Genomic DNA, 13,652 nt, shown 5'->3' on the forward strand with positions numbered 1-13,652 from the left:
TTCGACTGCTCAGAAAATGGTATGACAACAAGCGCATGCTATCTTTTTCTTATCAACCGCATTTCGATGACTTCTGTAACGAGGAGGATATGCAGTGAACGTATCTTTGGATAGGCAACAGCAGCAAAATACTTATAATAGTACGTATTATGACGCGGTGGTGGTAGGGGCTGGTCCGTATGGATTGTCGATCGCGGCTCATTTAGATGGTGCTGGGCTGAAGGTTGCGGTCTTTGGTAAGCCTCTGGCACTTTGGCGCGATCATATGCCCGAAGGGATGCTTTTGCGTTCCTTCTGGTGGGCGAGCAACCTTTCAGATCCAGAGAAGCGATATACGTTGGGGCGGTATTTGCGGGAACAGGGACAGCAGGCTCATGATCCCACCTCGCGCGAGATGTTCATCGAGTATGGATGCTGGTTTCAACGTCACGCGGTCCCGATGCTTGATGAGACGTATGTGAAGCATATAGAGCGACAGGGGCAACTCTTCACGGTGAGGCTGGTTGATGGCCGCGTGATTCAGAGTCACGCCGTTGTGATGGCTCCTGGCCTCTATTACTATATTCACCGTCCCCCCGAGTATCAACATCTCTCGCCAGAACTGGTCTCCCATACCTGCGATCATCGCACCCTCAGCCAGTTTGCGGGCAAGCGAGTGGTGATCGTTGGAGGAGGACAGAGCGCGCTGGAGACGGCGGCGCTGCTGCATGAGGCTGATGGTGAGGTCGAGGTAGTTGCTCGCAGCCTGCTGCACTGGTTGCCGCCCGAAAGCACGTCCATTCCCTTCATCATCAGGCAACTGCGTGCGCCAAAGGTTGGCCTCGGCTATGGCTGGATGAACTGGGCGCTGGAGCATATTCCGTATATGTTCTATAGCTTTCCGCGTTCTACAAAAGATCGTATGCTGGCAACATTTCATGGTCCCGCCGGTGCCTGGTGGCTGAAAGATCGCATTGTTGGGAAGGTGCCGGTCCATGAGCGACGGCAGGTGGAGAAGGTGGAGGAGGCCGATGGCGGGGTCAGATTGCGGCTTTCCGATCAGACGACGCTTGAGGCCGATCATGTGTTGCTGGCAACTGGCTATCGGGCCGATATCAAGCGGCTGCCGATGCTTTCCCCCTCGCTGCTGGCGGCTATCCAGACCTATATGGATGCTCCGGCCCTCAACAGCTACTTCGAGAGCAGCGTGCCTGGGCTGCATTTTGTGGGATTTACGGCGGCGCGCAGTGCGGGACCGTTCTATCGCTTTGTGGTGGGAACACGTGCGTCAGCCGTGCGGGTCGCGGCCTCCATTGAGCGTTCGGTCGCTCAGAGAAAGTAAGGCGATACCCTCTCCTGTTTGCCGTGACCAGCTTATCCCCCCGGTCACGGCAAACATAACCGTAAACAATCACACAAGAAATACTAGATCTTACAAATACCACCTACACAGCATATCTACATATTTCTACATATAGACGTAATATTCACTGACCCACGATGCGTAGAGAGGGTCCAATCTCCTCAAACGGTTCTTCGGACTTCTCATCAAAACAGCGAACCAGTGTATACCCGATGCCGGGAACAGTCAGCAGGTAGCGTGGAGTGGCCGGGTCAGGCTCGATCTTCTGGCGCAGATGATAAATATGGGTCTTTATCAAGACAGTATCCCCCTCGTTGCTAAACCCCCATACATATGAAACAATCTGGCCCGTAGTACACACCCCGTTGGCATTGCTCGCCAGCAAACTCATCAATTTGCCCTCGGTGGGCGTCAGGCGCACCGTTTTACCATGCACGCACACCGTGTTGCGCATCGGATCAACGCAGAGCGACCCGACCTGAATAGAAGAGGATGGAGGCAATTTGACGGTCGAGCGCGTTCGCCGCGTCATTGCGTGAATATGTGCAAGCAATTGGTCCGGGAAAAAAGGCTTGCGCAAATAGTCATCTGCTCCACCCTCCAGACAATACACCTCATGCAACGCGTCCCTGTCCATTGCCATTGCTAATACCAATGCATCGTGCTGGTTGCGCATGTCGCGACACATCGCCAGCGCGTCCACATCGGGTAAAGTACTCTCTAAAATGACGATATCGGGCTGATGCTCTAGCCACCGCGTTTTGGCCTGCTCCCCCGTGAATGCTGGATAAACCTGGTATCCCAGCATTTTCAGCCAGGCTGTCAACATTTCAACCATGCTCCGGTCATTATCCACGACCAGCAATTTCATGAGCAGTTCTCCTTTCGTCATAGTAATTATCCAGCTTTACATGTTATACATGCTATTCTGGTTTTTCATTATTACTGCCAGGTTGGTTGAAAAGCCACTCCATTGCAGATTTTATCAGCCCGTCCTAACTTAAACGTCAACAACAAAAAAAATTCGCCCCTCAATTTTATCAATTTTCTATCCCCACTTCACAATGTTTAAGTGAACCAAACAGAAAAATTTACAATTATTGAATATCATTCTTTTCCAATCTTTCTACTTTCTAGCAACCATGCTGCAATATAATAATATACAATCAGGCGGTATTGATTCTGGCAGTAAGACTTTTTCATTGGGAAAAGAGGCATGTATAGGCAGAATCGCTTGAGCGGAATTCATCTCAATTCATCGTAGTACTCTGTCAAACTTCAATCGTTGGTGCATCCATGAAATCCTCCAGGATGTGACCGGATATGGCAGGGGCGATGGCTGGTCCTCGCCCGGCTTCACCACACCATGGGGGAAACGGGCGAGGACCAGCCATCGCCCCTGCCATACACGGGAGTCCCCACCGCTCCATGTGTCGAATAAAGCTTGACAGAGTAGTAAGCGTTAGCTCCCAACATTGCGGCGCTGGAACATTACCAGCCCGGCTGTGATCAGTAAGATGGAAAGCCCCGTGAGCAAAAGCTCTGGTGTGGCAGTGAATGCGCCCCCCGAGGTAATCCTGGGCACCCAGTGGGTGATTACAGCTTTTGGCAACGTCTCTATACTGACAATAGCGTCAGGTTTGCCGTCCATTCCTGGTGGTTGGCGCTGCGCAGTAAGGTGCGTCGAGACCAATTTGTGCCAGATGGCGCGTTCTCTGGTACAAACTCTTGACGAATGATATTAGGTCGTGCTAATATCCGACTACGGGGGTAAGATATACGAACCGTTAAAAAGCTTCTATTTATCGAGAATCGAGAATAGGACAAGAATATCTTACCGGGTGTATTTTTTTATATGGGGCTTTTCATGGTCGAACAACAATTTTGTGCCCAGCTTGCTCGTGATACTGCTGATCCCTTTATCGGGACAGCGACTCGGGCGGATAGCTGGCTTTTAATAGAATATACAGCGGTATGGGAACGAAGTGAGATTGAATGTAGCCATTTGCCGTCACAGGTGAAGAACTGGATTGAAGAAATTAAACAGGAGGCCACGCAAACTCGCTTCATTAAGCGACCGGGACGTAAAAACGGTGCTATTACCGTCTTTTTCGTCGTGACGCTTGAACAGCGACAGGCAATTTACCGTTTCCAGTTTGCGCGCTACGAAGATATATTGACGCTGGATCTTGCCGAGTTGCGAGCTGGTACACAGCGGTATGAGCCGTACCGCTATCAGGCTCCGCTCTTTCTGGTCTGTACGCATGGCAAGCATGACGCGTGCTGTGCGAAATTTGGCATGCCAGTCTATCACGAATTTGAGCGATTGGCGGGCGAGCAGACCTGGCAAAGCTCGCATGTTGGCGGCGATAAGTTTGCGGCCAACGTCATTTGTTTCCCCTATGGCATCTATTATGGGCGCGTGGCCGTCTCTGAAGTTAGCGAGATCATCGCCGCCTGCAATGCCTCTCAGCTCTATCTCAAGAGATTTCGTGGCCGTTCCTGCTACCCCTCCATCGTCCAGGCTGCTGACTACCTGCTGCGTATGCGAACGGAACAGACCGATCTGAGAGCGTTTCGTCTGTCGAGCATGTTGCGGGCGCAAGATGGACAATATTGGATCTGCTTTGAAAACAAGCAAAGCGGGACACAGCATTGTTTGTTGCTGCAAGAGCGTATCAATGAAAAACCTGCTTATCGCACGACCTGCCATCCCGAAGGGAAAAATGTTATCCGGTCGTACCAGCTCCGTTACTACGAAATGCTTGAGTCTGGACACGTTCAACACGATCTCGTCATCCACGCGTGCTAGTAGGTGGGTTGTTTACGAGTCCTGGGGAAAGAGATGCGCGCATTCTATATGCTCGTGCAGCACTATTTCGGTCAGGAGCATACTCCCGAAAATGCTCTGGCAGTAATAATGCAGGGTGTGCGCTTTCTGCGTGATCACTTCCCACGGGCGTGTTCTTGCCATTGATTTTCTCCTCGCGCGCCTTCCCAAATCAGCGCATAATAAAGCGCTTCACGGATGTGCTGCTCATAAACGCATATCCGTGAAACGCTTGTAATACGTTTCATACCTGATTCCATCTCGGGTTATTTTTCCAGAGCGAGCTGGGAAAACGTGTGCTGACGAATCAACTCCTCAGAGATGTTCCAGAGACGTTGGCGTATTATCACATCATAGGAAAGCTTGGAAGAAGGAGTCTGCTTGCAGTCAGAAAAGTACTTCCCGCTCACTCTCTCAATCTCAGGCGAGGTTGCCAGGTAGAGTGTTGTCTGCGCTCCTTTCTCGACATTTCTCCCAACAAAGAAGTAGATCACTCCCCCAATGACATGCGTAATACCTTTCAAGCCATCGTTAAAGTTGGAAGCAATCACGCCAGGATGCAGCGCGTTGACAGTAACACCAGTCCCTTCAAGCTGACTCGCCAGTTCATAGGTAAAGTAGATCTGCGCCAGTTTAGACTGGCCATAAGCTTTCCCGAAGCTATATCTCTGCGTCCCCTGGAGATCAGCAAAATCTATCTTTCCTTGGGTATGCGCGATAGAACTGACATTCACGATGCGCGCTGGTGCGCTGGCCTTCAGCACGTCTAGTAGGAGATGGGTGAGCAGAAATGGAGCCAGATAATTCGTTGTAAAAGTGTACTCTAGCCCGTCAGCAGTAATCTTGTGCTCGCTATTAATTCCTCCAGCATTATTGATAAGCACGTGAAGCTGTGTATAGCGCTGTTTGAACTCGTTGGCCACGCGACGTACTTGGGAAAGCTCGGAGAGGTCCGCAACGATCAGATCCACCTGAGCGTTTCCGCTCGCCTCTTTGATCTCTGCTTGTGCTGCTTCTCCTTTTCCACGATTGCGACAAACCATGACCACTGTCGCGCCCATCCTGGCAAATTCTTTGGCTGTTACCTTACCAATCCCTGAACTGCTGCCTGTCACCAGGCATACTTTTCCCTGCATGGTGTTATTTGCCATCATCTGTATTTCCCGTCTGATTCTGGCGAATGGTGTCGCGCATCATGGCTACAAATGCCTCATTGCCCAAACCCGAACGTGCTTCCTCAAGCAGTTCTTCCCAGGCCCGCTCAAGATTGATCTGGTAGCTATTACTGAGCCTGATTAGTTGGGTCAATGCATCCGCGATATTGCGAGCAAGACGCGCGTTCTCTAAAGGTATCGCGAGCTTGCCTTCGATGATCATTACATCGTCGGCCAGCCTTCCAACTACAGCGGCCAGGTGCGTCACCAGCAGGCTCCTCTCCCACGGCCCGACTACCTCATGAAAACGCTGTGACAACTCCTGGGTATCGTTTATCATCTGTTCGAGTTTCATCTTGTTGTTGCCTTTCTCCTCAAAAGGGGAGGAAATCCATGATTTGGTTGATAACTGGCTCAGGCGATAAATGCTTGAGCAAAGCGGCGGATCGAATCTTGCTGGAGAGCATCGGGGAAGATGATGATGAGTTCCTGCACACCCGCCGCCTCATATGCCTTGAGGCGTGCGCGGACCGTCTCAAGGGTGCCAACCAGTGCCATATCGATCTGCGTTTGAGATTGAAACATTGCAGGCATCAGGGCAATGGCCTGCTCATCGGTATCAGCGATGACCACCATCGTGCTGAGAGTGCGTCGGATACTCTCATAGTCGCGCCCAACGATCTCGCAATGCTCTTTGAGCAGCGCAAATTTGTGTGCCACTGTGGCTGGATCGCCTGCCACGTTACAAGCATCTGCGTATTGGGCCACCAGTTTCAGCGTGACTTTCTCGCCGCTGCCCCCAATCAGCAGGGGGATATGTGGTTTCTGCACGCCCTTGGGCTGATTAATAGCACCACGCACCTGATAGTATTTTCCTTCAAAGGTAGCCTCGTCCTGCGTCCACATAGCGAGAATGACCTGGACCGCTTCGCGCAGATACCGCAAGCGTTCAGGAGCCTCGGGATAGTCGTAGCCGTAGGCGCGATACTCGTGTTCGTACCATCCAGCTCCGATGCCAAAATTGAGCCGTCCGTGTGAGAGCACATCGAGTGTACTCGCCATCTTTGCCAGCAACGCGGGATTGCGATAGCCATTGCAGGTGACCATCTGCCCAATACGTATACGCGTCGTATTGCGTGCCAGGGCTGCCGCACTGGTCCAGCACTCAAAGGTCACTTCCTGGGACGGCAAGGGAACTGTATGAAAATGGTCAACCAGCCAGACCGACTCATATCCGCACTCTTCCGCCGTTTGTGCCACGCGGGTCATCGTTTCATAGGCTTCTATGGGATCGCTGATCCCTACCAGGTCCATCAACCAACCTTGTGGCAGTTGCACTCCATAGGTGAGAGACATCCTGAACTCCTTCTTTTTTTCGAGCAGAAAAAGCTCTCTGTCATTTTGCACTTGACACTGTGCTGCTCGACGTTTAGAGTGTAAACGATAAAGTATACTTGAAGGTCAAGTCCTTTTGAGGGAGATTTCTCATGAAAATCAACGAACTGGCAAAAAAGACCGGTCTGATGGCTTCCACCATTCGCTTTTATGAGCAGAAAGGGCTGCTTGATGCGCGCTATGTACAACGTGGGGAAAATAACTATCGCGACTATTGCGAGGAGACAGTTGAGCATCTTCTGATGATCAAAGAGGTCCAGGCAGCTGGTTTCACCTTAGCCGAGTTCAAAGAGCTTGACGAAGCCTGTAATGCAGCAGATGGGCTGGTCACTCAGAAGGCAGTGACGTTTCTTCAACGAAAGATCGCTGCTACTGGCGAGAAAATCGCCGAATTGGAGCGCGTTCAGACCTACCTCACCAGCAAATTGGCGGAAATGCTTCAGGAAGAAAATGCCTCTGTTTAGTTACGACAACTGCGCCAATGCTTGTGTGTTGACAATCACCTTTTATCTGGATGGAGCCTGCACCTGCTTTGTTTCAAAGGGAAACCAGATCATTATGAGTGCTCACTACAAACGGCATATCCTGCACCAGAATCATGGCAAGATCTAAACGCGCTGTCATATGAGTATCTCTCCTTTTGTCGTATATGTGCAAATTGAATTGAGAACGTTTGTTCTTTTGCTATACCACTACGGAGTAGAAAAAACTTCTCGGATCTTGTGCTTATTGCTGTCAGAGATTGGGCGCAATAGCTATCGGGCGCACAGGTGAGCCAGTCGCGCCTCGCATCTTGAGCGGCAGGCAGACGAAAAGAAACTCGTAGATCTGATCGCGCGCCAGTTCTTCCAGAAAGAGATTCTCGATGATATAAATGCCGTGTCGAACCAGCAGAATAAGGTGTCCGGGCAAGGAGACGTGGAGCGTGGGATCGACTGTTCCCATCGAATCCCAGGCCATATTGTCGGCCCCTACTGCCTGCACCTGCTGTTCGGCAAGCCACTGAGAGGCTGCGCCCTCGACACCGCCCGCTTTGAGATAGCCCTTCGCATCGTTCCAGCGGCTCCCATTGCCCGTGCGCACCAGCACTACATCGCCCTGACGAATGGCGGTCCCTTGTTGACGACTGGCCCCTTCTAAATCCGCCTGAGTGATGGGATGATCACCATCGATCCAATCGACGCCACGATAGCCGGCGATATCGAGCAGCACGCCTCGACTTCTGATCGGCGCAATCGTCTCCGCGCCCAGTTCGGTAAAGCCGGTTGAGGTTTGCAGCTTCGGCGTAATCTCGCGGCCACCATGTAAAGTGAGATTCTCGGCCTGATGGCAGAGCGCGTCAATGTGCGTGCCAGAATGTTCAGCAGCATACATGATGCCCGAAGCGCTGCTGCGCGCCTCGCCCGTTCCCGCCTCGTGGTGACGATGCAGTGTGTAAATAAAGCCCGGCACGTGGGAAGGGTGGATCGGCGCGCCTGCATAGCGCGGCTGTTCGAGATCGTAGACGTGCAGATGAGAGAACATATCAAAGAACTGTCCATTGTCCATATGCGTGATCCTTTCCGTTGATGCACAACTGTCTGTATTCTACGATTTGCACAAAAAATGAGTCAAATAATCTCACTTTTTCGCTGGCGTTGGAAAGGTACTGAAAAGGTCGCGTAGATCGGTTGCTTGTGCGGCATCGCCCAGCAGCGGCGTCACGCCATACAGTTCTTGCACTGTGCGTAAAAGTGAGCTATGGGTGTAATGGAGCGTATTTGTGTAGCCCCGCCCCTTCGCATATGGGGAGAGCGTTAGCAGACCAATTGGCCCATCGTCGCCCTCGCCTTCGTCCCATGTAATAAAGATGATGCCGCCCTGTTGATACGCGCGCGATTCTTGAATGAGTGGAATCTGCTGTTGCAACCACGCGTCTCCCTGACGGATGGAATCATTCGTGGGAGAGCAGGAATTGTGCATATCATTGCAGAGATTGGGCGTTATAAAGTTATAGCGCGCCGCATTCCCCTGTTTGAGATCGTTTGCCAGCTCGCTATAGGGTCGAATATGGGCAATGCAGTTGGCCGAGTGTGGATCGTTGCCCCTGGTCACGTCATCAAAAAAGACCATTGGATTGTGCTTGGGGGCATAGTCGTTGACGCTTTCCAGCGGACATGTTGTACCGTCAATATCTTCTTGATAGGATTTCCACGAGATATGCGCATGTTGCAGTAATGTCACGAGATGATTGCTAGCGCCGAAATGATGGACAGCAGGCGGCGCATCATCAATAACTCTGAAATTCATGCCAGCTTCAAGCCAGAGATAGTTCGGTTCGCTGGGATGCACGCCGGGCGGATTGTAGTATTGTTGAGCGTAGGACGCCTGGGGCAGCAGGACATTATTGATATAGGGAGCTGAGGAACTACCCTGAATATCGCGCCAATCGTGATTCTCCATCAGAATCACGAAGATCGTGAGCGGTGCGCCAGGAACGGGCGTTGCGACCGGGTTAGTCGGTACAACGGGAGTCGTAGGAACTCCACTCTCTATGCTGCCTGATGTGCTTGTTTGCTGCATCCGCTGTAGCGAGGAACACCCGCTGAGCAGCAGCACAACGATCAGCCCCAGCAACGGAGCGCGCACGAGCAGACGATGCAGCGGTGAACGCGCATTCCAGCAATACATAATCTCTCATTTCCTTCAACAGAATATATGACATCATCAATATGTATATCCATCGACCCCTTGCCATCAGGATATGAACTGAGGTTCTCTCAAATTTGCGCAGATATGATTGTATCATGATTCCGCTTTTCATCAACAACTGCTATTCCTTTCTTGTTTAAACTAACGGAGCAAAAGAGAGCGACCGATCTTGCGAAAGGTCGCTCAACCGAGTAAAGTTCCAGTATCAACCCAAAGATACAAGGAGCAAAACTCGTATGCACCTTAACACACTCAAAGCCTTTCGTCACGCGGTGTATGGGACGTTGGAACGGGCCAAAGATGCCCTGTTCAATCTGTTGGATGCATTGGTGACAGAGGATCGAGCGCACTCGTTGCCAGAATTGTCGCTGTCTCCGCATTTTGAGCGGGGCTGGGGAAGCGTCTACGAAGCGCTGGAAGATGGGCGCATCAATGAAAAGCACCTGCGAGAGGTCTTGGTAAACTTCCGCCCAGCCTCTTGTTCTCCCTTGCGCTTGGCGGTGGATGCCACCGGGATCGCCCGTCCGAAAGCTGTCACCTCGGCAGATCGCAGCGCCCAAATGGTTCACAATTTGCCGGAAGGCGAAACGGCCAGGACGTATGGCTGGCAATTTTCGACGGTGGTGGCATTGCCGGAGCAGCCTAGTAGTTGGACCTATGTCCTCTCGGTGCAGAGGATCGAGACCGCGATCACTGCTCAGCAGATGGCTTGGACGCAGTTGAGGGAGCTTGCTCCCCAGTTGCCGACTGACACGATCATTTTGATGGATCGGGGCTATGATTCTGCTTGGTTGTGGTGTCAATTGAGTACCTTGCCCGTTCAAGGCACGTTGATTCGACTCAAGAAGAATCGCTGTTTTTACCGTCCAGCTCCAGCGCCAACAGGCAAACGTGGTGCCCCACGCAAACGCGGAGAGAAATTGCAGCCCTGCGATGTGACAACGCACAGCGACCCAGACGGCACGTGGTCTGGCTCTGATACTGTTGGACGCCCGGTGCAACTGCGTTGGTGGCACAAGCTCACGCTCAAGGAGGCTGGCTGGTTGAAGCTGTGCGTGATCCGCGTGGAACGCCCACAGGCCAAGCGAACCAAGTGTGATCCACGAGTCAGTTGGTTTGTCTGGATTGGACAAGCAAGCGCTGATCTGCCTGCCGCCACTCTGAGCTACGTCCATCGCTTCAGCCAAGAACATGGGTATCGTTTTGACAAACAAAGTCTGCTGTGGGACAAGCCCAAGTTGCGGACCCCAGAACAGTTTGAGCGCTGGAGCCATCTGGTGGCAATTGCCCACAATGTGCTGGTGCTTTCTCGTTACTTGGTTACTCCTCAGCTTCGCCCGTGGGAAAACCGACACCGCGAGCTTTCCCCGCAACAGGTGCGTCGAGCGATGAGCAAATTGTTGCCACAATTGGGCACTCCTGCTCGTTCTCCACGACCTCGCGGAAAATCGCCAGGGAGACCTAAAGGGGCCACGATTCGCAAAGCTGAGCGCTTTCACATCATTCATCAGAAGCCGAAAGTGCCTCCACTGGTCCCAAAATAGACAGCTGATTGGCTTTTTCATGCGTTTTCGCTCTTTTCACGGAACGGCTTGCCGTCTTCCGTAAAAAGCTGTTAGTTTAAACAAGAATATTCCTTATCTATATATTCTTCCTGTTTTCCCCACATCTGCATCCAATGGTTCATTTCGCTCAGCACGACACGAAACGCCTTCCCCTTCTCGGTGAGCGAATATTCGACGGTGATTGGTACGGTGGGAGTGACTTCGCGCCGGATGATTTCGTTGCGCTCTAAATGTCGGAGAGTATCAGTTAAGGCTTTAGTACTGATATCATCTAATGCTCTCAACAATTGATTGAAGCGGCGCGGACGGATATAGAGTTGTGCCAGCACCAGGAAGGACCACTTTCCCCCTAGAATATGTAATACGGTGCGAATGGAGGACATACAATCCTCGCCCGTTCGTTGTGTGCCCATTGTATTCCTTCACTTACAAAAAGATAGATAGATTCTATTGGAAACTATATAGAAAAGTGTTGCGTACTTCCAATAGTATCCTCTCTCCTCTACAATAGCAACGGAACTGATGCTCATACGATCTTGCAAGCAGAGTATCAGTTGAGCAAAAAGATGAAAAGGGAACAATACAATGGTACATGCAGCGGCATTTCAATCAAATACTCTGAATGACATCCGTATTACCTATCTACCCGACGGCCTCCTATCGCTTGATCCGATGGCGATGTTTCCTACAAGTACCGTCGCTGATTGGCAGCGCTATCGGGGGTTGCTTGATAGCGAGGGAAAGCTGGTGGGGAGCCTCGGTGCCTATATCATACAGACTCCTGGGCACGCGTTGCTGGTTGACGCTGGTTTCGGACCTGGATCATTCGAGCGGGGACCATTTAAGGTGCAAGGTGGCGAGTTGCTTTCAAGCCTCAAGCTTGCCAGACTTGATCCGTCCGATATCGATAGCGTCTTTTTCACTCATTTGCATTCGGATCATGTCGGTTGGGTAGGACGAAATGTTGATGGACAGCGTGTTCAGACATTTCCGAATGCCCGTTACCTGATCCGGGACGCCGAGTGGCACCGCTTCGACGATCCCGCTGAGAATAGAGCAGGCGTCGAAGATGCGCTACGTCTGCTGGAGCCGCGAATCAAGCTAGTAGCAGCTGGGGAGCAGCTTGTACCCGGCGTTACGATTCTTGCCACGCCCGGACATACGGCTGGCCATTCCTCGCTCCTGATTGCTGTGGGTCAGCAACGGGCCATTTTGTTGGGTGATACGTTTCATAGCGCGGTACAGATGGAGCATCCTGAGTGGTCCAACACATTCGACCGCGATTATGAACGAGCAAAGCAAGCTCGCCAATGGATGCTGCGTGAACTGGCAAAACCGGCAACGATTGGCATCGGCACTCATCTCTCCGGCTCCGTCTTTGGTCGCTTGATTCCTGTGCAGGATACGTTCCGCTGGCAGGAGGTGTGAGAAAACCGGCCCGTATGTGGTTTCCTCAGGAACCATATCCCGACGATATTCACAAGCAACAGCAACGCGGCCCAGCGAATCCCCTGCACAACGCCGAATGTGTCAGCCAGCATTCCCAGCAGTAGAGCGATCAAGGCAAAGAGGCCGCGTTGCAGCACTCCCTGAAAAGAACTGATGGTGGCACGCTGCTTTGCCTCTATCTGCTGTTGCAACAAAAAGTCCAGCAGCGGCCAGCGCACGCCGCTCAAGAAGGCGGTTGAAACGACGCACAGCACTGCCAGGGGACCGGCAAGCAGTGTTGCCACAACCATTCCCGCGACTGGATAGATCGTGGCGAGCGTGAGCGCGATCAGACTTCCCATGCGCCTGCTTACAGCATCGGACAGGAAAAATCCGGCGGCGCTGAGCAGATAGGTCGCCGTAAATGCCACTCCAACCAGCGGCAGTGAGATATTGAGCGCGTACCACTCGGGCATGAGTGCGGCGATATTCTCACCAATTGCATAGAAACTCGCGCTCATCAGCATAATCACGATAACCTGTCCGTTCCTTATGATGTTACCAGTGGAGCGCCATGTATGGAGTAGCAGGTTCTTTTGTTGGGGTTTATGGTATGCTGGTTCGACCATCAGAAGGACGAGGAGCAAGCCGAGCGCCTGGGGCAGCAGTTGTGCCCAGAAAGGGAGCGCCAGCGAAGTACTCGCCAGCATGCTTCCCAGCGGGGCCGCCACACCCAGTGCCAGCGTCAGCAGTCCGTTGGCTCGCCCACTGATTTTCTGATAGTCATGCTCACGACCAAGCTCTGCCAGGCTGTCGTAGAGCATGGCGGCATCGGCTCCGCTCCCAAGTGCCATCCCAGCTGAGCCTACTAGCATGCCGACGAGCAAAATACCATAGCTGCCGCCAATTGCCAGCAACGTGAGATGCACAAAGCCGCAGATCCAGCTCAGCACCAGCAGCGTCTTGCGTCCAAAAATATCGGCAAGGGCACCTGTGGGAATATCCAGCAGCGATGCGCCAATCATCAGACATGCTCCCAACGACATGGCAGCCGTGAGCGAGCCTGTTTGTTGTTGAAAGTAAATAATCAAAATGGATGCATTCAACCGAAAATTACTCAGAAAGCTCCCAATAGAAAAGAGCAAAATATTGCGCCTGACTAGCTGTTGACGGGTTGACATGGAATCTCCTATCATTCATCGATCGTAGTTGCGCAATAAATCGCACATTACTCGATTTCGCGATTT

Annotated in this window: 16 protein-coding genes; 6 read left to right on the plus strand and 10 right to left on the minus strand. The window is 52.0% G+C overall.

Translation table 11 applies throughout. From position 1 onward, the window contains the following. Positions 1–94 precede the first annotated feature (94 nt). A complete protein-coding gene (locus tag K3T83_RS41670) occupies positions 95–1,321 on the plus strand; it encodes an NAD(P)-binding domain-containing protein (protein WP_220209054.1) in 1,227 nt (408 codons plus the stop codon). A 145-nt stretch (positions 1,322–1,466) separates the two neighbouring features. Here the strand turns inward: K3T83_RS41670 and K3T83_RS41675 are convergent, their stop codons facing one another. Beyond that, entirely contained in the window at positions 1,467–2,213 is a 747-nt protein-coding gene (locus K3T83_RS41675; protein ID WP_220209055.1) for a response regulator transcription factor, read from the minus strand. Between the two features lie 400 nt (positions 2,214–2,613). Further along, the gene (locus K3T83_RS57445; RefSeq protein ID WP_268963556.1) at positions 2,614–2,748 is read right to left on the minus strand and encodes a hypothetical protein; all 135 of its coding nucleotides are present in this window, start codon (positions 2,746–2,748) and stop codon (positions 2,614–2,616) included. Positions 2,749–2,871: 123 nt separating this feature from the next. Between K3T83_RS57445 and K3T83_RS41680 the strand changes: the two genes are divergently transcribed. Continuing rightward, complete coding sequence (locus K3T83_RS41680; protein ID WP_220209056.1) at positions 2,872–3,081, plus strand: hypothetical protein; 210 nt, start codon at positions 2,872–2,874, stop codon at positions 3,079–3,081. A 128-nt stretch (positions 3,082–3,209) separates the two neighbouring features. Continuing rightward, positions 3,210–4,154: a ferredoxin family protein gene (locus tag K3T83_RS41685; RefSeq protein WP_220209057.1), complete on the plus strand. Its 945-nt coding sequence runs from the start codon at positions 3,210–3,212 to the stop codon at positions 4,152–4,154. Positions 4,155–4,166: 12 nt separating this feature from the next. Here K3T83_RS41685 and K3T83_RS41690 read toward each other — a convergent pair whose 3' ends face one another. From K3T83_RS41690 to K3T83_RS41705, 4 genes are all read right to left on the minus strand, one after another. Then, positions 4,167–4,316 carry a hypothetical protein gene (locus K3T83_RS41690; protein WP_220209058.1) on the minus strand — a complete coding sequence of 50 codons (150 nt, stop codon included), beginning with the start codon at positions 4,314–4,316 and terminating at the stop codon, positions 4,167–4,169. A 122-nt stretch (positions 4,317–4,438) separates the two neighbouring features. After that, positions 4,439–5,326 carry an SDR family oxidoreductase gene (locus K3T83_RS41695; RefSeq protein WP_236065186.1) on the minus strand — a complete coding sequence of 296 codons (888 nt, stop codon included), beginning with the start codon at positions 5,324–5,326 and terminating at the stop codon, positions 4,439–4,441. Further along, positions 5,313–5,681: a hypothetical protein gene (locus tag K3T83_RS41700; protein WP_220209059.1), complete on the minus strand. Its 369-nt coding sequence runs from the start codon at positions 5,679–5,681 to the stop codon at positions 5,313–5,315. The genes K3T83_RS41695 and K3T83_RS41700 overlap by 14 nt, the downstream gene beginning before the upstream one ends. Positions 5,682–5,740: 59 nt before the next feature. Continuing rightward, positions 5,741–6,682 carry an LLM class F420-dependent oxidoreductase gene (locus K3T83_RS41705; RefSeq protein ID WP_220209060.1) on the minus strand — a complete coding sequence of 314 codons (942 nt, stop codon included), beginning with the start codon at positions 6,680–6,682 and terminating at the stop codon, positions 5,741–5,743. Between the two features lie 131 nt (positions 6,683–6,813). On the opposite strand from K3T83_RS41705, the gene K3T83_RS41710 reads away from it, so the two are divergent. Further along, on the plus strand, positions 6,814–7,185 hold the full coding sequence (locus tag K3T83_RS41710) for a MerR family transcriptional regulator (RefSeq protein WP_220209061.1): 372 nt from the start codon (positions 6,814–6,816) through the stop codon (positions 7,183–7,185). 271 nt (positions 7,186–7,456) lie between these two features. On the opposite strand, the gene K3T83_RS41715 is transcribed toward K3T83_RS41710, so the two are convergent. Both K3T83_RS41715 and K3T83_RS41720 read right to left on the minus strand, forming a co-directional pair. Continuing rightward, entirely contained in the window at positions 7,457–8,269 is an 813-nt protein-coding gene (locus K3T83_RS41715) for a cyclase family protein (RefSeq protein ID WP_220209062.1), read from the minus strand. A 72-nt stretch (positions 8,270–8,341) separates the two neighbouring features. Beyond that, positions 8,342–9,391 (minus strand): alkaline phosphatase family protein, encoded by a 1,050-nt coding sequence (locus tag K3T83_RS41720; RefSeq protein ID WP_220209063.1) that lies wholly within the window; start codon positions 9,389–9,391, stop codon positions 8,342–8,344. 257 nt (positions 9,392–9,648) lie between these two features. Here K3T83_RS41720 and K3T83_RS41725 point away from each other — a divergent pair, with 257 nt between their 5' ends. Continuing rightward, positions 9,649–10,956 (plus strand): NF041680 family putative transposase, encoded by a 1,308-nt coding sequence (locus K3T83_RS41725; protein ID WP_220201520.1) that lies wholly within the window; start codon positions 9,649–9,651, stop codon positions 10,954–10,956. Between the two features lie 71 nt (positions 10,957–11,027). Here K3T83_RS41725 and K3T83_RS41730 read toward each other — a convergent pair whose 3' ends face one another. After that, on the minus strand, positions 11,028–11,390 hold the full coding sequence (locus tag K3T83_RS41730; protein ID WP_220209064.1) for a winged helix-turn-helix transcriptional regulator: 363 nt from the start codon (positions 11,388–11,390) through the stop codon (positions 11,028–11,030). A 172-nt stretch (positions 11,391–11,562) separates the two neighbouring features. Between K3T83_RS41730 and K3T83_RS41735 the strand changes: the two genes are divergently transcribed. Then, positions 11,563–12,405: an MBL fold metallo-hydrolase gene (locus K3T83_RS41735; protein ID WP_220209065.1), complete on the plus strand. Its 843-nt coding sequence runs from the start codon at positions 11,563–11,565 to the stop codon at positions 12,403–12,405. Here the strand turns inward: K3T83_RS41735 and K3T83_RS41740 are convergent. Continuing rightward, positions 12,336–13,586 (minus strand): MFS transporter, encoded by a 1,251-nt coding sequence (locus K3T83_RS41740; RefSeq protein WP_220209066.1) that lies wholly within the window; start codon positions 13,584–13,586, stop codon positions 12,336–12,338. The genes K3T83_RS41735 and K3T83_RS41740 overlap by 70 nt on opposite strands. Positions 13,587–13,652: the final 66 nt, after the last annotated feature.

This window comes from Reticulibacter mediterranei (assembly GCF_016587455.1).

Excerpts from the sequence above, each read along its gene's own strand:
- K3T83_RS41720 (WP_220209063.1), bottom strand. The coding sequence starts at position 9,391 with ATGTATTGCTGGAATGCGCGTTCACCGCTGCATCGTCTGCTCGTGCGC.
- K3T83_RS41700 (WP_220209059.1), bottom strand. The coding sequence starts at position 5,681 with ATGAAACTCGAACAGATGATAAACGATACCCAGGAGTTGTCACAGCGT.
- K3T83_RS41685 (WP_220209057.1), top strand. The coding sequence starts at position 3,210 with ATGGTCGAACAACAATTTTGTGCCCAGCTTGCTCGTGATACTGCTGAT.
- K3T83_RS41695 (WP_236065186.1), bottom strand. The coding sequence starts at position 5,326 with ATGATGGCAAATAACACCATGCAGGGAAAAGTATGCCTGGTGACAGGC.
- K3T83_RS41730 (WP_220209064.1), bottom strand. The coding sequence starts at position 11,390 with ATGGGCACACAACGAACGGGCGAGGATTGTATGTCCTCCATTCGCACC.
- K3T83_RS41725 (WP_220201520.1), top strand. The coding sequence starts at position 9,649 with ATGCACCTTAACACACTCAAAGCCTTTCGTCACGCGGTGTATGGGACG.
- K3T83_RS41675 (WP_220209055.1), bottom strand. The coding sequence starts at position 2,213 with ATGAAATTGCTGGTCGTGGATAATGACCGGAGCATGGTTGAAATGTTG.
- K3T83_RS57445 (WP_268963556.1), bottom strand. The coding sequence starts at position 2,748 with ATGGCAGGGGCGATGGCTGGTCCTCGCCCGTTTCCCCCATGGTGTGGT.
- K3T83_RS41690 (WP_220209058.1), bottom strand. The coding sequence starts at position 4,316 with ATGGCAAGAACACGCCCGTGGGAAGTGATCACGCAGAAAGCGCACACC.
- K3T83_RS41710 (WP_220209061.1), top strand. The coding sequence starts at position 6,814 with ATGAAAATCAACGAACTGGCAAAAAAGACCGGTCTGATGGCTTCCACC.
- K3T83_RS41705 (WP_220209060.1), bottom strand. The coding sequence starts at position 6,682 with ATGTCTCTCACCTATGGAGTGCAACTGCCACAAGGTTGGTTGATGGAC.
- K3T83_RS41740 (WP_220209066.1), bottom strand. The coding sequence starts at position 13,586 with ATGTCAACCCGTCAACAGCTAGTCAGGCGCAATATTTTGCTCTTTTCT.
- K3T83_RS41735 (WP_220209065.1), top strand. The coding sequence starts at position 11,563 with ATGGTACATGCAGCGGCATTTCAATCAAATACTCTGAATGACATCCGT.
- K3T83_RS41715 (WP_220209062.1), bottom strand. The coding sequence starts at position 8,269 with ATGGACAATGGACAGTTCTTTGATATGTTCTCTCATCTGCACGTCTAC.